This is a genomic window from Frankia sp. CcI49, from assembly GCF_001983215.1.
GTDB classification, from domain to species: Bacteria; Actinomycetota; Actinomycetes; order Frankiales; family Frankiaceae; genus Parafrankia; species Parafrankia irregularis.
Window position 1 is genome coordinate 81,067 of record NZ_MOWP01000037.1, and the last position, 16,683, is coordinate 97,749.

Below are 16,683 nucleotides of genomic sequence, written 5' to 3' on the forward strand. Positions count from 1 at the left end.
CAAAGAGGATCTAGGAACAGGTCCAGCGTCAACACCGTAACCCCCCGTACGGCACGGCGACATATTTCGGGAGATCCCCGACAACCCGCCGTCGAGATGATAACCAAAGGTGTCATCTCGTTCACCCAGAGCACGCCTTCCCGGACGAGCCTGACGAGGAATCGGCGAGCTAAACCTAGTAGCGTATGTTCTCGTGGAGGTCACCGAGCTGCCGATAGCCGATACCTGGTTGTTCACCCCGCGCAAGCACTCCGACCCTCGCGGGACATTCCTCGAATGGTTCCGCACCGACACGCTGGAATCAGTGGCCGGGCACCGTCTCGAACTCGCCCAGGCGAACGCGAGCGTCAGCCGCGCGKGAACTCTGCGCGGAGTGCACTATGCCCAGGTGCCGCCCAGCCAGGCAAAGTACGTGACCTGCGTGAGTGGTCGCGTTCTGGACTGTGTGGTCGACATACGGCTCGGCTCGCCGACCTTCGGCGCGCACGCGGCCGTCATCCTCGACGACGTCGACCGTCGCGGGCTGTACATCGCGGAAGGCCTGGGGCATGCCTTCATGGCCCTCACCGACAACGCGGTGATCACCTATCTGTGCTCGGCCCCCTACACGCCGGCCCGTGAGTACGGGATCAACCCGCTCGACCCCGACCTCGACCTGCCCTGGCCACCCGACATCACGCCGCTGCTGTCCGAGAAGGACGTCGCGGCGCCGAGCCTGTCGCAGGCCGCCGCCGCCGGAATCCTTCCCGACTACGCCGACTGCAGGGCCTTCTACGAATCGCTGCGACCGCTCGGCAGCGGCGTCGGCCGCGGCTGAACCAGCCGCGCGCCCGGCCGGCAGGCCATCTCCGCGGCCCCAGAACGGCTCCGGCGGCCCCGGCGGCTCCGACCTGCCCCACCACCGGCAGCCCCGCACCACTGCCGTGGCCGCGCTCCGACGTGGCCGCGCTATGTACGACCGTGGCCGTACGAAGACAGGGGCCGTACGAAGACAGGGGCCGCACGAAGGACAGGGGCCGTATCAGGGCGCGGGCCGCACGCGGCGACGACGCAGCGGACGCGGCCGCGGCCAGTACCGGGCGACCACCCGGCCCAGGATGTCGGTCGCCGCGACCATGCCGAACGTCGCGCTGTCGGTTCCGACCCCCACGTTGTCCGAACGCAGCCACCAGGAACCGTCCGGGTCCGCGAACTCGGCCCGTTTGATTCCGAGTCCTCGTTCCGGCAACCGGGCGACCACCACGTCTCCCGGCCTGGGTGGCGCTCCCCACAACACGAGGCACGCATCGCCATCGCGCAGTGTCGGACGCATGGACTCGCCGCGAACGGACACCGCCCGCAGAGAAATGCTCGGCCTCACAGGGGTAGGTTGCCAGAAGGCGGAAATCCGGGCCCGCGAGCTGCACATCCGCGGCCCGGATCCCGCGATCGCACCCACCCGGGCCGGCCTGTCCCGCCGTACGGAGGACACGGCCGCCCTGGGGCGACCTGAGACCCGAGGCGTAAAGAGAGGAAGCGGAATGAGCCTGCTCAAGCCCGCCATCAGCGTCAACGCCCACTGCGACCTGCCCTGCGGCGTCTACGACCCCGCGCAGGCGAAGGTCGAGGCCCAGTCGGTCAAGGCCATCCAGGAGAAGTACCAGGGCAACACCGACCCCGAGTTCCGGGCCCGCGCGCTGGCCATCAAGGAGGAGCGCGCGGAGCTCGTCAAGCACCACCTCTGGGTGCTCTGGACCGACTACTTCAAGCCGAACCACATCGAGAAGTACCCGCAGCTGCACGAACTGTTCTGGAAGGCCACGAAGGCCGCCGGCGCCGCCGGAGCGAAGGGCTCGGTCGACCCGGCCCAGGGCCAGCAGCTCCTGGACCTGATCGACGAGATCTCGACGATCTTCTGGGAGACGAAGGCCGCCGCCTGACGGTCACCCGACCAGCACGACGGACGTCCCCGCCGGAGGCGCACAGCGCCACCTGGTGGGGACGTCCCACGTCAGGGCCCTTTCGGCGGACCTCGCCCACCCGCCCAGCGCCGTGCCTGCCACCGGCCGCCGCCACCTGGCACCGCCTGACGCCACCTGACGCCACCTTCGGAGCCGACATGATCAGAGCAGCGCAGCACACGGACGTCGCTGCCGTTCTGGCCCTGGTCCATGGCCTCGCCGCCTACGAGCGGGAACCGGACGCCGTGTCGATGACCGACGAGGATCTCGTCACCGCGCTGTTCGGTGACCCGCCCGCGGCGTACTGCCTGGTCGCCCTCGACGCCGGCACGGTCGTCGGGTGCGCGCTGTGGCACCCGACCTTCTCGACCTGGACCGGCAAGGCCGGCATGTACCTGATCGACCTGTTCGTACGGCCCGAGCACCGCCGCCATGGGCACGGCCGGGCCCTGCTCGCGGAACTGGCCCAGCTCTGCGTCCAGCACGGGTACCAGCGCCTCGAATGGGCTGTGCTGGACTGGAACACCCCCGCGCACGTCTTCTACCGGTCGGTGGGGGCGGCACCCACCTCCGAGTGGACCACCTGGCGCCTGGATGCCACCGCGATCACCGCGCTGGCCGGCCCGCGCCAGTCCCCCGATATCGGCTGACGTGCCCTTTCGCCGGCCGCGCCGGACTCGTCCTGGGCTCGCACCCGTATCACCCCGGCTGGCCGCCCATCCACGCTGACCTGTCAGCCGGCCGGCATCCGGCCGAGCCGCGCGATGAATTCCCAGTTGACCGAGTATGAATCGGCCATCCGCGACCAGTCGGACCCCAGGCGGCGCGTTCTGATCACCCGACCTGCGACACCCCAGGGAGGCTGGGTACGGTGGTGAACCACGGGAGGCCGCGCCAGGTGTTCCTCCCGGGCAGAACCATCAGCAGGACCATCATCGGAGTACCGCCCCGCGGAACGGGGCATGGGTCAGCACCGGAGTGTCGTCCGGAAACGGACACGGCGCCCCGGATGACATGACTGGTCGCGGCGACGGCGCCCGGCACGACGACATACATCATCGACGAGGACCTTCCTCGCACGACCCGGGCTCTTGGGGGTAGGAACGTGAATCCGACGCCTTCTACCGGCGGCGCGGAGAACTCCGACGGCATCTCGGGCGAAGCCACCCACGAGGGCGGCCCGCACGACGTCGTCCAGCTCACCCTGCCCGCCGCGAGCGCCTATCTGACCGTCCTGCGGACGGCCACGGCGTCCCTCGCGGCCCGCTTGGACTTCACTCTCGACGACATCGAGGATCTTCGTATCGCGGTGGACGAGGCCTGCGCACTGCTGCTCGTCTCCGCCGTTCCCGGTTCGTCGCTGGAATGCAGATTCGCCCTGGAACCTGGCGTTATGAAGGTCCTGGTCACAGTCGAAAGCCTGGACGGCGAGCCGCCGTCCAGGGAGACGTTCGCCTGGACGGTCCTGACCGCGCTGGCCGGTGACGTCTCCAGCTCGACGGGCCCGGGTTCCCGGGTCAGCATTGCCCTTCAGAAGCGTCGCGGCGTCCGGGCCGACCTGGGTGAGCCCCCGGCCGGGCACGTACGCGGCTCAGGCGCGGCCTCCGCAGCGGCCCTCGGCGACACGGTAGGCACGTTGTGACTTCAGCCGGCAGAACACCCACCACACCTCGATCAGCGCCCGCGGGCCACGCGGGCGGCCTCGACTCCGCGGGAGCGGGCGACCCCGTCACCGCGATCAGCCAGCGCAGCGCCGACGACGTCGCCGGCGTGACCGCGCTGTCCGGGGCTGGAACCGACCGCGGCGGCCTCGGCCACGCCGAGCCAACCGTCGGCCCACGCTCCGAGTGCGGGTCCGCGGCGGGCGGGCCACCCGCCTCGTCCGCATCGACGGCCTCGGCCCTGGGCGAGCAGGCCAATCCGGACGATGCCGTCGACGCGGCCGGGCCAGCCGGCCCGGGCGAACCCGGTTCAACCCGGTCGGATGCCGAACCGGGTTCGGACCCGGACTCGGACCCGGAGGGAGCCGACAGCTCCGAGCGGTCCGGCAGCACCTCGCCGGACCGGGTCCGGGCCCGCCTCCTGTTCGCCCGCCTGGTCTCCCTGCCCGAGGGCGACCCCGAGCGGGCGGCGCTGCGCGACCAGCTCGTCCGCATGCACCTTCCGCTGGTCGAATACCTCGCTCGTCGGTTCCGAAACCGCGGCGAGCCGCTCGACGACCTGGTGCAGGTCGCGACGATCGGCCTCATCAAGTCGGTGGACCGGTTCGATCCGGAGCGTGGCGTCGAGTTCTCGACCTACGCGACACCGACGATCGTCGGTGAGATCAAGCGGCACTTCCGGGACAAGGGCTGGGCCATCCGGGTTCCGCGCCGGCTCCAGGAGCTGAAGCTCTCGCTGACGAAGGCGACCTCCGAGCTGTCCCAGTCGCTCGGACGGTCGCCGACCGTCAGCGAGATCGCCCGCCATCTGGAGATGACCGAGGAGGAGGTGCTCGAGGGCCTGGAGTCCGCGAACGCCTACTCCGCGGTCTCGCTCGACGCCCCGGACTCCGGCGACGACGAGGCCCCGGCGGTCGCCGACACGCTCGGGGTGCAGGACGAGTCCCTGGAGGGCGTGGAGTACCGCGAGTCCCTCAAGCCGCTCCTGGAGAAGCTGCCGCCGCGCGAGAAGCGCATCCTGCTGCTCCGCTTCTTCGGCAACATGACGCAGTCGCAGATCGCGAACGAGCTCGGGATCTCGCAGATGCACGTTTCCCGGCTGCTTGCCCGCACCCTGGCCCAGCTGCGCCGCGGGCTGCTGGAGGACGGCTGATCCTCGGGCGCCGGCCGACCCCCGGGCCCGGGTCGGCTCAGGTCGACGTCCGTCTGGGCGCCCGCTGGCCACCATCGGGCTGATGGGCGGCCGGCTGATCGGCGTCATCGCCCGACCGGAAGTACCCGCCGCCAAGCCCCAGGGCGATGACGATGGTGATCGGCACCGCCACCAGCGGCACGCCGTAGCCGTACAGGCCGCCCTGGAGCAGCCCCCAGGCAACAGGAAGACACAGGATCTGGGTCACGAGAGCCGGGGTCCGGAACCCCTCCCGGCCTCGGAACACTCCCCACGTGACGAGACCGAGGCAGGCCGCGCCCACCAGCGCCAGCAGCCCGCCGGTCTCCGCCCGCCCGACATCGTCGATGTCGGACCCGAAGCCACGAACCACCAGCAGCACGCCCAGGCCGGCCAGAACCGCCGTCTCGATGCCCAGCAACGCCCCTGCCACAAGCACTGGCCGCGGCCTCGCGCGCACCTGCGCCGCCGGCTCCGGCCCACGGCCGGACTCCCCCACGGCGCCACGGTTGGTACCCATCCGCCAAGATTACGTGCCGGACAGCGCCACACCCGGGCGCTGCGTCACGGCCGTCGGACGCACGGTGTGAGAGTTTTCCCTCCCCACTGCCCCGAATGTTTGCGCAGGCTACCGTATTCGTATGCACGGGCTGCTGGTCGTCAATCCGGTCGCGACCACGACCACCGAGCGGGTCCGAGACGTGCTCGCCACCGCTCTGACCGCGGACGTCGCCCTGGAGACGGTCGTCACCAAGGGGCGCGGCCACGGCGTCGAGCTCGGTGTCCACGCCCGCGAGCTGGGCGTCGACGTGGTGATCGTGCTCGGTGGCGACGGAACCGTCAACGAGGTCGTCAACGGCCTGGTCAGCAGCGGCCCGGCGAGCGACGGCCCCGCACTCGCCGTGGTGCCCGGCGGCAGCACCAACGTGTTCGCGCGCGCCCTCGGGTACTCCCCGTCCCCCGTCGAGGCGACCGGCGAGCTGCTCGCCGCGCTGCGCGAAGGCCGTTCCCGCGACGTCAGCGTCGGGCTGGCCCACTACGGCGACCAGCAGCGCTACTTCGCCTTCTGCCTGGGCATGGGCCTGGACGCCGATGTGGTGGCCGCGGTCGAACGCCGTCGCCAGAAGGGGCGCCGCAGCACGCCCGGGCTGTTCCTGCGCTGCGCAATCGCCGAGATGGTGAAGCGGACCGGGCGCTCCGGCCCGACCATCAAGGTCACGACGGCAGCCACCCCGGCCGAGGGCGCCACACCGGCCGAGGGGGCCGCGGCGGCCGAGGGCACGGCGGACGACGCCGCTCCCGCCGAGGTGTCGCTGGCGATCGTGTGCAACACCCGGCCCTGGACCTACCTGAACGACCAGCCGGTAGCCGCGTGCCCCCAGGCGTCCTTCGACACCGGCCTGGACCTGGTGGGCCTGCGGCGGGCCCGGCTGACCAGCGTGGTACGCACCGGCCTGCAGATGCTCGGCGACAATCCCGATCCGCGCGGGCGCAACGTCGTCAGGCTCCATGACGCGTCATCCATCACGCTGGACGCTGACCGCCCGGTCACGGTGCAGATGGACGGCGAGGTACTCGGGCTCTTCGAGTCCGTGGAGCTCGCCAACGAGGCGAGCGCGCTGCGGGTGATCGCCTGACGCGCGCTCAGCGCGCGTCCTTCCCCCCGTCGGCCCCGCTGCCGTCGGCCCCGCTGCCGTGGGGCCCGCTGCCGTGGGGCCCGCTGCCTTCGGCTCCGTTGCCATCAGGCCGACCGCCGGTCGGTTCTCCTCGCCCGAGCGCACGGCGGATGGCGGTCGGGTCGTCGCAGATGATGGCGTCGACTCCGGCGTCCTGAAGCTCCAGCGCGGCCGCAGGGTCGGTGACGGTCCAGGTGACCAGCCGAATGCCGGCCCGACGCGCCCGCGTCACGGCGTCCGGCGCACGGCGCACGGCGGACAGGTGCGCGTGCAGCTCCGCGTGGCCGGCCGCGCGGACGTAGGCGATCCCGCCGCTGACCGACATGCGCGGCATTGTCAGAAACGCGGTCCCGACACCGATCCCGGCGTCCCGGACCGCCTCGATCGCGAACCAGTCGAAGGACGACACCGTGATCCCCGCCGCCGTGGCATCAGCGTGGCCGTCGCCCCTGGCGCGCAGGAGCTCGATCAGCGCCTGGGCCGTCCGCTCCCGCGGCGCGTCGAAGTCCGGCTGGCCCGGCTGGTTCTTGATCTCCAGAATGAGCCGCCCGCGGCCGCCCCAGGCGTCGAGCATCTCGGTGAGCGCGGGGATGCCCTGACTGGCCAGCTCCCGCGTCGACCGGCGAATGACCGCACGCCCACCGAGGCCGCCCACACGCGGCAGCCGAGCGTCGTGCACGCACACCAGGTCGCCGTCGGCGCTGCGGCGGACGTCCAGCTCGACTCCGTCCGCACCGGCTCGTAACGCGGCATCCACGGCCTCGACCGTGTTCTCCGGGCCGGGCGACCGGCTGCCACGATGCCCCAGAACCTCCATCGCTCCATCCTGCACGGAGGCACCCGCGATCGGTAGCCGGCGGCACGCCGGGCTGCCACGGCCCGCCTCAGGGCGCCGGTGACCTCGATCTCAGTGGGCGCCGGCAGCGTGCCCAGGCGTGGACGTGGTTCGGGGCGCAGACGTCTTGCACGGGCGGCGTATGCACAGCGAGAATCAACACCAAAGCGACAGCCTAGCACAGAATGACCAAGCGTCATGGTCCGCATTCACAAGATCAGCTAGCCTGGCAGCGACGCGCGGGGCCGAGTCACCCCACAACGGTCAGACATGATCCGGTAGGCCAAAAAGAGCTACGAGACAAGGGATTCTCTCCCCACGGCCAATCCTGGGTGAAGGGTCGGCTCAGCCGTGGTCCGCCCGTGTCCCTGGTGGACAGGTACCGGCCAGACCCGGTGTGAAGACGCATGCAGGTTCTTGCGCACCTGCCCGTTCCGGTGGGAGGGTGGCGAATGTCCGAGGTAGATGCACGTGCACCTGGGACCACGCGCATGCACTCGCACAAGCCCCGATCGTCACGCCCCAACCAGACATCCGAAATTTTCTTCTGGGACGCGACGCAACCAAGGCGGCTCACCGAGCGTCTGATGTGCAGTGTGGTCCGAGACGAGAGAGGGAGTAGTACGCATGGACTGGCGCCACCGCGCGCTCTGCCGTGACGAGGATCCCGAGCTCTTCTTCCCGATCGGTACGACCGGTCCGGCAGAACGCCAGGTCGAAGAAGCGAAGGCAGTCTGCAGGCGATGCGCAGTCACAAGTGACTGTCTCAACTGGGCTCTTGACACCGGGCAGGACTCCGGAGTCTGGGGCGGTCTCAGCGAGGATGAACGTCGGGCGCTCAAGCGCCAGGAACGCCTGCGAGTTCGCACCGCCTGAGTTCGGTAGCGCCCTGGCCTGGGCGACACCGCGCCAGTCGGCGCCAGCACGGAACGTGCCTGCTTCAGGCAGGCCGACCACAACCAAACAATGATCTCTGACAGCCTCGACGTACACGGATGAGCTGGATCTCGCCCCCGGTGGGAGAGGTCGCCCGCGTCCGCTACCGGGGCGTGGTCCCCGCGCGCGCTCGGCGCGGGAGCCGCGAAGAGTAACACCATCGGCCGCTCTGTCCGCTGGTCCGCCGCAGTCGCCTGCACGGACACGGACGGAGCGGCCGAAAAATCTTTCTGGGCCACATTCCCACCCGGCGACCCCGCCGACGGAGACGACTCGACCAGCACACGTCGGCCGTGGACGGAGGTCACGCAGTGGGGTCTACCCTGCCACGCAAGCCCCAAACACACGACTTCAGGAAAGTGGAATCGAAAGCAGCGCCTCGGTCCCCCGCTCCGGACCGGCCTGCAGCCGGATGGTCCCCCGCATCTCGCCGAGCACCAGCTGCCGCACGATCTGCAGCCCGAGCCGGGGCGAGTGCTCGAGCTGGAAGTCATCCGGCAGGCCCGCGCCGTCGTCGGCGATGACGATGTCGAGGCGGTCACCCTCACGCCGCACCCGGAGCTCGATCGCCCCCGAGGATCCGTCGAACGCATGTTCGACAGCATTCTGCAGAAGCTCCGAAAGCACAAGTGCCAACGGCGTGGCGAGTTCACCGGGCAGCCGTCCGAACGACCCGGTCCGCCGCGTCGTCGCACGTGTCCCGGTCGAGGCGAGATCCACCGTCACCGAGGTGATCTGGTCCGCGATCTCGTCGAAGGGCACCGACTCGCCGAGGGTCTGGGAGAGCGTCTCGTGCACGACGGCGATCGAGGTGACCCGGCGCACGGACTCCCGCAGCGCGTCCCTGGCCTCGTCCGCCTTGGTGCGCCGCATCTGCAGGCGCAGCAGCGCGGCCACCGTCTGCAGGTTGTTCTTGACCCGATGATGGATCTCGCGGATCGTCGCGTCCTTGCTCAGCAGCTGGGCCTCGCGGCGCCGCAGCTCCGAGACGTCCCGGACGAGGACCAGAACCTCCCGGATCGCGCCCGGGTACAGCGGGATCGCCCGGAGCAGCACCACCGTGCTGCCCACCTCCAGCTCGACCTCGACCGGCCGGCGCCGGCTGATCGCGTGCCACACCGCGGGTGTGGTCGCCGGCAGGTTCAGCGCCCGGTGCACGGTGCGCAGGTCCTCCCCGGTGACGTTCCCGGTGTAGCCGAGGCGCCGGTAGGCCGACAACGCGTTCGGGCTGGCGAAGATGACCTTGCCGGCGCCGTCCAGGCGCATCATCCCGTCGCCGACCCGCGGCGGCTCGGGCAGCTCCGCGGAGCCGCCCAGGAACGGGAACGCCCCCTCGGCGATCATCAGTGCCAGGTTGTTCGCCGCCTGCAGGTACGCGGACTCCAGCGCGCTCGGCGTACGCGTCGTCGCGAGGTTGGTGTCACGCGCCAGGACCGCGATCACCCGGTTGCCGTGCCGGACCGGAATCGCCTCGGTGCGAACCGGGACGCCACCGTCCCACTCGGGCTCGCCCTCCCGGGCGATGCGGTGCTCACGCCAGGCGTTCTGCACCACCCAGCGGTTGATGACGACGCTGCCCACCTCGTCGTTGTGGTACGCCGTCGGCCCGGTCGTCGGACGCACCTGGGCCACGACCTGGAACTCCATGCCACCGGCGTGACCCGCGCGTACCGAACCGGACCGGGCGGGCACGAGCAGTAGCAGGTCCGCGAAGGACAGGTCGGCCAGCAGCGCCCAGTCCGCGACGAGCGCGTGGAGGTGGTCGATGTCGTCGTCGCTGAGATCGGTGCCCGCTCGCAGGGCGTCGGCCAGGGTTCCCACGGGACGCAGACTGCCAGACGCCCGCGGTGGCGTGCCGGGCGGCCGGGTCGGAATGCGTACGCTCGCCGACGTGATGCCCGAACGCACCAGCACCACGTCACCAGGCAACCAGCCCGACGGACCCCCCGACGCCGATCCACTCGGCTGGTTGGCGGCGGCGGCACGGCAGCGATCCGAGGCCGGGCTGCACCGGGTCCTGCGCCCCCGGGCACCGCGCCCGCGGCCGGGCGACACGCCAGGCGACACGCCGGGGAACGCGGGGCTGCCGGCCCAGGGCTCCCTGCAGCCCTGGACGGACGGCGACCTCCTGCTCGACCTGGCCGGCAACGACTACCTCGGGCTCGCCCGCCATCCCGCCGTGATCGAGGGTGGGATCGCGGCGTTGCGCGCGTTCGGCGCCGGGTCCACCGGCAGCCGCCTGGTGAGCGGCACCACGACGCTGCACGGCGATCTCGAGGCCGCGCTGGCCGAGCATCTCGGCTTCGCCTCGGCGCTGGTCTTCTCCTCCGGGTACGCCGCCAACCTCGCGATGATCACCGCGCTGACCGGCCCCGGCGACCTGGTGGTCTCGGACGAGCACAACCATGCCTCGCTGGTGGACGCCTGCCGGCTGTCCCGCGCCGACGTCGTGGTCACCCCGCACGCGGACGTGGAGGCGGTCGACAAGGCGCTCGCGACCGGCACCTGGCGGCGCGCGTTCGTCCTCAGCGACTCGGTCTTCTCCGCCGACGGCGACCTGGCACCGCTGGCCGCCCTGCACGGAGTTGTCAGACGGCACGGCGCCGTGCTGCTCGTCGACGAGGCGCACGGGCTCGGCGTGGTGGGCGACGGCGGCCGGGGCGCCCTGGCCGCCGCCGGGCTCGCCGGCCAGCCCGACGTGATCGCCACCGTCACCCTCTCCAAGTCGTTGGGCAGCCAGGGTGGCGCCGTCCTCGGCCCGGCCGCGCTGCGCGACCACCTCATCGACACCGCCCGGACCTTCATCTTCGACACCGGCCTGGCACCGGCCTGCGCGGGCTCGGCACTCGCCGCGCTGCGGCTGCTCACCGAGCGGCCGCAGCTTCCGGAGCAGGTCCGGCGGCGCGCCCACGAGATCGCGGCGGCGACGGGGGCTCCGGAACCGGCCGGAGCTGTGGTCTCCGTGGTGCTCGGCGACCCCGAACGGGCGGTCGGCGTCGCCGCGGCCTGCCGCGAGGCCGGCGTCGCCGTCGGGTGCTTCCGCCCGCCGACGGTCCCCGCCGGCACGAGCCGGCTGCGGGTCGCCGCCCGGGCCGATCTCACCGACGCCGACGTGGCCCGGGCGGTCGGGGTGATCACCGGATCGATCGCACGCTTCCCCGCACGATGAGCGTGATAATCGTCACAGGAACCGGGACCGAGGTGGGCAAGACCGTGGTGACGGCCGCGCTGGCGGCACTCGCCGCGGACCGCGGAACCACGGTGGCCGTCGTCAAACCGGCGCAGACCGGCGTCCGCGCCGACGAGCTCGGCGATGTGGATCTGGTCCGGGACCTCTCCGGGGTCGGGGACGTCCACGAGCTCGTGCGCTACGGCGACCCGCTGGCGCCGGTCAGCGCCGCGCGCCGGGCCGGCCGGCCCACCCTCGACCTCGCCACGGTGGCCGACACCGTCCACACGTTGCGGGCCGACCGCCGCCTCGTTCTCGTCGAGGGCGCCGGCGGCCTGCTGGTCCGCTACGACGAGGCCGGCGCCACCGTCGCCGACCTCGCCCGCATGCTGAAGGCGCCCGTGCTCGTGGTGACCACCGCCGGGCTGGGCAGCCTCAACGCGACCGCGCTCACCCTGGAGGCCATGGCGCACCGCGGCCTCGACCTGGCCGGTGTCGTGATCGGCTCCTGGCCGGCGAGGCCCGACCTGGCCGCCTGCAGCAACATCACCGACCTGGAGCTGCTGGCGGCGCGCCCGCTCGCCGGCGCCGTCCCGGCCGGCGCGGGCCTGCTCGACCCGCAGCGGTTCCTGGGCGTGGCGCGGGCCTCGCTCGAACCAGCACTCGGCGGCGCTTTCGACGCCGCCGCGTTCCGGGCCCGGCACGCCGCATGACGGCACCACATGACGGCCGCACGCCAGCACCATCTGACGGCCACGCCGGCGCCACATGACGGCCGCGCGCCGGCGCCGCATGACGGCCGCGCGCCGACACCGCATGACGGCACCGACAGACACTCGTCACAACACCGGCACGATCAGCACGGATGACTGAACAATGGTGGCGGCACGGACACCACGGCCCATGCCGAAGCCTCCGCCTCCACGCCCACCGGCAGCCACACCCGACTTTGCGATGGGGATCCCTGTGACCGCACCTGTGACCACGCCAGTGGAAACGTCCCCGGCCGTCGATGCTCCCGACGACGACCTGCTCGCCCGCGCACGCGAACAGGTCCTCGAGGCCGGCCGAGGGCTCGACGAGCAGGACGTGCTGGCGGTCCTCCGGCTGCCGGACGAATCCCTCAACGACCTGCTCGCGCTGGCCCACGAGGTCCGGCTGCGCTGGTGCGGCCCCGAGGTCGAGGTCGAGGGCATCATCAGCCTCAAGACCGGCGGCTGCCCCGAGGACTGCCATTTCTGCTCGCAGTCCGGGCGCTTCGACTCGCCGGTGCGGTCGGCCTGGCTGGACATCCCCTCGCTCGTCGACGCCGCCAAGGCCACAGCCGCGACCGGTGCCACCGAGTTCTGCATCGTCGCCGCCGTCCGCGGGCCCGACGAGCGGCTGATGGCGCAGATCCGCGAAGGTGTGGCCGCGATCCGCGAAGCCGTCGACATCCAGGTGGCCTGCTCGCTCGGCATGCTCACCCAGGAGCAGGTGGACGAGCTCGCCGAGCTCGGCGTGCACCGCTACAACCACAACCTGGAAACGGCGCGCTCGTACTTCCCCCAGGTCGTGACGACCCACAGCTGGGAGGAGCGGTGGGAGACGTGTGAGCTCGTCCGCGCCGCCGGCATGGAGCTGTGCTGCGGGGCGATCATCGGGGTGGGCGAGTCACTGGAGCAGCGCGCCGAGCTCGCCGCCCAGCTGGCGATGCTGGAGCCCGACGAGGTGCCGCTGAACTTCCTGAACCCGCGGCCGGGCACTCCCTTCGGGGACCTGCCGCCGGTCGACGCCCGTGACGCGCTGCGCACCATCGCCGCCTTCCGGCTCGCGCTGCCGCGCACGATCCTGCGCTACGCGGGGGGACGGGAGATCACCCTGGGCGATCTCGACGTGCGCGGCATGCTCGGCGGCATCAACGCGGTGATCGTCGGGAACTACCTGACCACACTGGGCAAGGACCCCGGCAGCGACCTGGAGATGCTCGCCGACCTGCGCATGCCGATCAAGTCGTTGCAGGCCACCCTGTAGCACCCCGAAGACACGGGCCCGGGCCGGGCCGCCCGCCGCGCGGCGTGACGCCGCCGGCGTTGCGCCGCCGGCCCGGGCAGCCCGCCCGTCAGTTCGACACGGACGTCCCGTGCTCAGCGCACCGGGCGCTCCACCCCAGCGGGGTCACCTGGACGACCAGGCGGCGCCGGCAGGACTGGCAGTACCGCGGCGGTTCGAGCACCCGGGCCCGCGCGCAGGCCTCGTGGCTCCCGATGCTCGCAAGCTGGCCACAGCGGTCACAGAACGAGGCGTCCATAGGGCACCAGCGTAGGGCAGAGCCACCCGCCCGTGCCCTCCCCGGACGCCGCGCCACACCTGGTGGCGAGTCAGGACTCGCGGGTCAGGACTCCACGACGGCGATCAGGTCCCCGTCCTGCACGACATCACCCTCGTTGACGGCGATGCTCGCGACCGTGCCACCCTCCTCGCTGATCACCGGGATCTCCATCTTCATGGAGTCGAGAATGACCAGCGCGTCACCGGCCGCGACGGAGTCACCGACACCGACGACGACCTTCCAGACGTTGGCAACCATCTCGGCACGGACTTCCTCAGCCATCAGGCTTCCCTTCCCTCGCCTCGACCACGCTGCGGCGCTGCTGGTATCAGCGTAGTGGTGACCCGGTGCGCTTCCGTCAGCGCGCCACGAGTGGGCCATGGCGCGCCCCGGGGGCACCCGCGGGCCCGATCGGGTGTCCCGACGCGAGCGCCGCTCAGCGGCGTGTGGGACGCGCCGTGTCCCCGCGGACAGGTCACACCGGCGGCCGGTGGTGTGCGCCCGGGCCACCACCGGCCACACTTACGGATGTGCTCGTACTCCTCCTACTGACCCTTCTGTGCGGGTTGGCCGTGGGTCTCGCGAGGGGCGGAACCCTGGACGCCCTCAGCCGCGTGTACGTCGCCCGGCCCCCGCTGTTCGTCGCAGCGGTGGCCGTCCTGGCGGTTGGCCGGCTCATCGGCCCACTGCACGGCCCCGCATGGATCCTCGCGTCGGCCTGTCTGGTGGTCTTCACCCTGACGAACCGCCGGCTACCCGGGCTGGGGCTGCTCTGTGCCGGCGTCATCCTCAACGCTGCCGTGATCAACGCCAACGGCGGGGACATGCCGGTCTCGGCCTGGGCCGCGGACCGGGCGGGGGTGCCCATCGAGGAGATCACGGCCTCGCATTTCCACACCGTGGCGGACTCGCAGACCTCGCTGCGCCTCCTCAGCGACATCCTGCCGCTGCCCATGCCCGGGTCCGCGGCGGTGGTGAGCTTCGGGGACGTCCTGATGGCCGCGGGGCTGGGCCTGTTCGGCGGCGTCGGCCCGGCGCGGGCACGCCGGACCCTGCAGGCGCGGATGGTCGCCGGCCTCGACCGGCCACGCAGAACGGCGAACGCGGACTCCGCGGAGCGCGGTACGCGGGCCGGCGGGGCCGCCACGGCGGCAGAGCCCGGCCGGGGCACTGTGGCGGACGAACCCGTGCAGGACGGCGGCCGCCTCGCGGCGGCGGTCGCCGTCCACACCGAGCCGGTCGGCGACCTCGCCGGGGATGACGACTTCCCCGAGGGCGACGATTTCGCCTTCCCCGAGGGCGACGACTTCACCGAGAGCGACGACCTCACCGAGGACGGCTGGGCCGACGACGTGACCGTGGCGGACGCGCCCGCGGCCCAGGCCGCCGGCGCCGGCGCCGGCGCGACCGGAGCCGCGGGGGACGGCGCGGCCATCGAGGCCGCAGAGGCCGAGGCCCAGGCCGCCGGGACCGACACGGCCGCGGACCGCGTCACCGGGAGCGGCCCCCGTCACCCGGTCGACACCCCCTGATCGTCGACCGAACCGTCACGACGACGTGCGCCGACGGGCTGGCAGTATGTGGCCGAAGGAATGAGAGGAGGGCGTCATGGCGAAGAAGAAGCGCAAGCGGCGCGCCAGGGCCAAGCACAAGGCCAACCACGGCAAGCGCCCGAACACCTGACAGGTGGTCCGGGTGGGCCGGCGGCGGGCGCTGATGCGTCTCCCACCGGGCCACCCGGACCCTGGGGGCCTGCTCCCGGGCGGCTGGGTCCCTGATCCCGCCCGCACCGCCACGCCGCACAAGCGATTCACCGCAAAAGGGGCAGAAGAGGCGCGGAGGCGCCTGGCGACCCGCAAGAAGTAAGGATTCTGGTCGTTGCAACGACCAGAATCGTTCACTCCTGCGACTCGCCAACCGGGCTAGGCGCGCCAGGCGCGGCGGCCGGGGCTAGGCGCTGGCGGTCGCGGCCGTGCTGCTGAGCCGGCCCCGGATCCAGTCGATGGTGTGCCCGAGCCCGGCATCCAGGCTGACCTGCGGGCGCCAGCCGATCGCCTGCTGGGCGAGGGCGACGTCCAGCGCGATGTGCTGGAGCTCCCCGGGCCGCGGCGCGGCGAACTGCGGATCGTCCGGCACACCCACCAGGCGCGCGACACGGCTGTGCAGGTCCCGCACCGTGGTCTCGACCGCCGTCCCGATGTTGAGCCGCAGGCCGTTGGCGGCCTCGGCCGGCACGCATCGGGCGAAGGCGTCCGCGACGTCCGCGACGTAGACGTAGTCCCGGCTGGTCGTGCCGTCACCGAAGATCTTGGTCGGGCGGCCCTCCAGCAGCGCGGTGCCGAAGATCGCGACCACACCGGCCTCGCCGTGCGGATCCTGCCGCGGGCCGAAGACGTTGCCCAGCGCCAGCGCGGTGCTGGCCAGGCCGTAGGTCGCGCGGTAGACGTTGAGGTAGAGCTCGCCCGCGGCCTTGCCGGCCGCGTACGGCGACTCCGGGGACGGCGCGACGGCCTCGCTGACCGGCAGCACGGCCGGGGTGCCGTAGATCGACCCGCCCGACGACGTGTGGATCACCTTCGACGCACCCGCCAGTCGCGCCGCCTCCAGCACGTTGATCGTGCCCAGCACATTGAGGCGTGCGTCGCGCAGCGGATCGGCCACACTCACCCGGACGTCGATCTGCGCGGCGAGATGAGCCACGACATCCGGCCGCACCCGCGCGACGAAGTCGGTGAGGCCGGTGGCCGTGATATCGCCCTTCTCGAAGGAGAAACGGGCATCCGACCCCGCCTGCGCGAGATTCTCCATTCGCCCGGACGACAGGTCGTCAAGCCCGACGACCGAATGACCATCAGCAAGCATCCGGTCAACGACCGTGGAACCGATGAAACCGGCTGCGCCGGTCACGAGGATACGCACACACAGAAGCCTAACCGCAGCAGCTGTGAGCCCGATAAGCGCCGCACCTGAAAAGCACCGCTTCC

General features: G+C 71.8%; 18 protein-coding genes. 11 read left to right on the top strand and 7 right to left on the bottom strand.

What is annotated here, in order from left to right; all coding sequences use genetic code 11:
* Window positions 1-193: 193 nt before the first annotated feature.
* Window positions 194-817 (top strand): dTDP-4-dehydrorhamnose 3,5-epimerase, encoded by a 624-nt coding sequence (rfbC, locus tag CcI49_RS32235; RefSeq protein WP_076832998.1) that lies wholly within the window; start codon window positions 194-196, stop codon window positions 815-817.
* A gap of 204 nt (window positions 818-1,021) precedes the next feature.
* Here the strand turns inward: rfbC and CcI49_RS32240 are convergent, their stop codons facing one another.
* Window positions 1,022-1,312, bottom strand: a complete 291-nt coding sequence (locus CcI49_RS32240) for a S24/S26 family peptidase (protein WP_193209815.1) — start codon at window positions 1,310-1,312, stop codon at window positions 1,022-1,024.
* 208 nt (window positions 1,313-1,520) lie between these two features.
* On the opposite strand from CcI49_RS32240, the gene sodN reads away from it, so the two are divergent.
* From sodN to CcI49_RS32260, 4 genes are all read left to right on the top strand, one after another.
* Entirely contained in the window at window positions 1,521-1,919 is a 399-nt protein-coding gene (sodN, locus tag CcI49_RS32245) for a superoxide dismutase, Ni (protein WP_054565120.1), read from the top strand.
* A 179-nt stretch (window positions 1,920-2,098) separates the two neighbouring features.
* Window positions 2,099-2,590: a GNAT family N-acetyltransferase gene (locus CcI49_RS32250; protein ID WP_076833004.1), complete on the top strand. Its 492-nt coding sequence runs from the start codon at window positions 2,099-2,101 to the stop codon at window positions 2,588-2,590.
* A gap of 455 nt (window positions 2,591-3,045) precedes the next feature.
* A complete protein-coding gene (locus CcI49_RS32255; protein WP_054565123.1) occupies window positions 3,046-3,582 on the top strand; it encodes an anti-sigma factor in 537 nt (178 codons plus the stop codon).
* On the top strand, window positions 3,579-4,754 hold the full coding sequence (locus CcI49_RS32260) for an RNA polymerase sigma factor SigF (RefSeq protein ID WP_076833007.1): 1,176 nt from the start codon (window positions 3,579-3,581) through the stop codon (window positions 4,752-4,754). Before CcI49_RS32255 ends, CcI49_RS32260 begins: the two co-directional genes overlap by 4 nt.
* Window positions 4,755-4,791: 37 nt before the next feature.
* Here CcI49_RS32260 and CcI49_RS32265 read toward each other — a convergent pair whose 3' ends face one another.
* Window positions 4,792-5,292, bottom strand: coding sequence for a hypothetical protein (locus CcI49_RS32265; RefSeq protein ID WP_054565124.1), 501 nt, complete (start codon window positions 5,290-5,292; stop codon window positions 4,792-4,794).
* A gap of 121 nt (window positions 5,293-5,413) precedes the next feature.
* Between CcI49_RS32265 and CcI49_RS32270 the strand changes: the two genes are divergently transcribed.
* Complete coding sequence (locus tag CcI49_RS32270) at window positions 5,414-6,409, top strand: diacylglycerol kinase family protein (protein ID WP_054565125.1); 996 nt, start codon at window positions 5,414-5,416, stop codon at window positions 6,407-6,409.
* A gap of 7 nt (window positions 6,410-6,416) precedes the next feature.
* Here CcI49_RS32270 and CcI49_RS32275 read toward each other — a convergent pair whose 3' ends face one another.
* Window positions 6,417-7,265, bottom strand: a complete 849-nt coding sequence (locus tag CcI49_RS32275) for a glycerophosphodiester phosphodiesterase (protein WP_083749852.1) — start codon at window positions 7,263-7,265, stop codon at window positions 6,417-6,419.
* 645 nt (window positions 7,266-7,910) lie between these two features.
* Here CcI49_RS32275 and CcI49_RS32280 point away from each other — a divergent pair.
* Window positions 7,911-8,159 (top strand): WhiB family transcriptional regulator, encoded by a 249-nt coding sequence (locus CcI49_RS32280; RefSeq protein ID WP_006539780.1) that lies wholly within the window; start codon window positions 7,911-7,913, stop codon window positions 8,157-8,159.
* 411 nt (window positions 8,160-8,570) lie between these two features.
* Here CcI49_RS32280 and CcI49_RS32285 read toward each other — a convergent pair whose 3' ends face one another.
* Window positions 8,571-10,040: a sensor histidine kinase gene (locus CcI49_RS32285; protein WP_006539779.1), complete on the bottom strand. Its 1,470-nt coding sequence runs from the start codon at window positions 10,038-10,040 to the stop codon at window positions 8,571-8,573.
* Between the two features lie 52 nt (window positions 10,041-10,092).
* Here CcI49_RS32285 and CcI49_RS32290 point away from each other — a divergent pair, with 52 nt between their 5' ends.
* The 3 genes from CcI49_RS32290 to bioB all read left to right on the top strand — a co-directional run bounded on the left by CcI49_RS32290 (window position 10,093) and on the right by bioB (window position 13,401).
* A complete protein-coding gene (locus CcI49_RS32290) occupies window positions 10,093-11,388 on the top strand; it encodes an 8-amino-7-oxononanoate synthase (RefSeq protein ID WP_083473078.1) in 1,296 nt (431 codons plus the stop codon).
* Window positions 11,385-12,101, top strand: coding sequence for a dethiobiotin synthase (gene bioD, locus CcI49_RS32295; RefSeq protein ID WP_054565126.1), 717 nt, complete (start codon window positions 11,385-11,387; stop codon window positions 12,099-12,101). The genes CcI49_RS32290 and bioD overlap by 4 nt, the downstream gene beginning before the upstream one ends.
* Before the next feature lie 241 nt (window positions 12,102-12,342).
* A complete protein-coding gene (gene bioB, locus CcI49_RS32300; protein WP_054565127.1) occupies window positions 12,343-13,401 on the top strand; it encodes a biotin synthase BioB in 1,059 nt (352 codons plus the stop codon).
* A gap of 88 nt (window positions 13,402-13,489) precedes the next feature.
* Here bioB and CcI49_RS32305 read toward each other — a convergent pair whose 3' ends face one another.
* Both CcI49_RS32305 and CcI49_RS32310 read right to left on the bottom strand, forming a co-directional pair.
* Window positions 13,490-13,678 carry a hypothetical protein gene (locus CcI49_RS32305; RefSeq protein WP_054565128.1) on the bottom strand — a complete coding sequence of 63 codons (189 nt, stop codon included), beginning with the start codon at window positions 13,676-13,678 and terminating at the stop codon, window positions 13,490-13,492.
* Between the two features lie 84 nt (window positions 13,679-13,762).
* A complete protein-coding gene (locus CcI49_RS32310) occupies window positions 13,763-13,981 on the bottom strand; it encodes a biotin/lipoyl-binding carrier protein (RefSeq protein ID WP_006539775.1) in 219 nt (72 codons plus the stop codon).
* 290 nt (window positions 13,982-14,271) lie between these two features.
* Between CcI49_RS32310 and CcI49_RS32315 the strand changes: the two genes are divergently transcribed.
* A complete protein-coding gene (locus CcI49_RS32315) occupies window positions 14,272-15,231 on the top strand; it encodes a DUF5317 domain-containing protein (protein ID WP_235497697.1) in 960 nt (319 codons plus the stop codon).
* Window positions 15,232-15,649: 418 nt separating this feature from the next.
* Here CcI49_RS32315 and CcI49_RS32320 read toward each other — a convergent pair whose 3' ends face one another.
* Window positions 15,650-16,618, bottom strand: a complete 969-nt coding sequence (locus CcI49_RS32320; protein ID WP_054565130.1) for an NAD-dependent epimerase/dehydratase family protein — start codon at window positions 16,616-16,618, stop codon at window positions 15,650-15,652.
* Window positions 16,619-16,683: the final 65 nt, after the last annotated feature.

Excerpts from the sequence above, each read along its gene's own strand:
- CcI49_RS32240 (WP_193209815.1), bottom strand. The coding sequence starts at position 1,312 with ATGCGTCCGACACTGCGCGATGGCGATGCGTGCCTCGTGTTGTGGGGA.
- sodN (WP_054565120.1), top strand. The coding sequence starts at position 1,521 with ATGAGCCTGCTCAAGCCCGCCATCAGCGTCAACGCCCACTGCGACCTG.
- CcI49_RS32250 (WP_076833004.1), top strand. The coding sequence starts at position 2,099 with ATGATCAGAGCAGCGCAGCACACGGACGTCGCTGCCGTTCTGGCCCTG.
- CcI49_RS32265 (WP_054565124.1), bottom strand. The coding sequence starts at position 5,292 with ATGGGTACCAACCGTGGCGCCGTGGGGGAGTCCGGCCGTGGGCCGGAG.
- CcI49_RS32270 (WP_054565125.1), top strand. The coding sequence starts at position 5,414 with ATGCACGGGCTGCTGGTCGTCAATCCGGTCGCGACCACGACCACCGAG.
- CcI49_RS32275 (WP_083749852.1), bottom strand. The coding sequence starts at position 7,265 with ATGGAGGTTCTGGGGCATCGTGGCAGCCGGTCGCCCGGCCCGGAGAAC.
- CcI49_RS32280 (WP_006539780.1), top strand. The coding sequence starts at position 7,911 with ATGGACTGGCGCCACCGCGCGCTCTGCCGTGACGAGGATCCCGAGCTC.
- CcI49_RS32290 (WP_083473078.1), top strand. The coding sequence starts at position 10,093 with ATGCGTACGCTCGCCGACGTGATGCCCGAACGCACCAGCACCACGTCA.
- bioD (WP_054565126.1), top strand. The coding sequence starts at position 11,385 with ATGAGCGTGATAATCGTCACAGGAACCGGGACCGAGGTGGGCAAGACC.
- bioB (WP_054565127.1), top strand. The coding sequence starts at position 12,343 with ATGGGGATCCCTGTGACCGCACCTGTGACCACGCCAGTGGAAACGTCC.
- CcI49_RS32305 (WP_054565128.1), bottom strand. The coding sequence starts at position 13,678 with ATGGACGCCTCGTTCTGTGACCGCTGTGGCCAGCTTGCGAGCATCGGG.
- CcI49_RS32310 (WP_006539775.1), bottom strand. The coding sequence starts at position 13,981 with ATGGCTGAGGAAGTCCGTGCCGAGATGGTTGCCAACGTCTGGAAGGTC.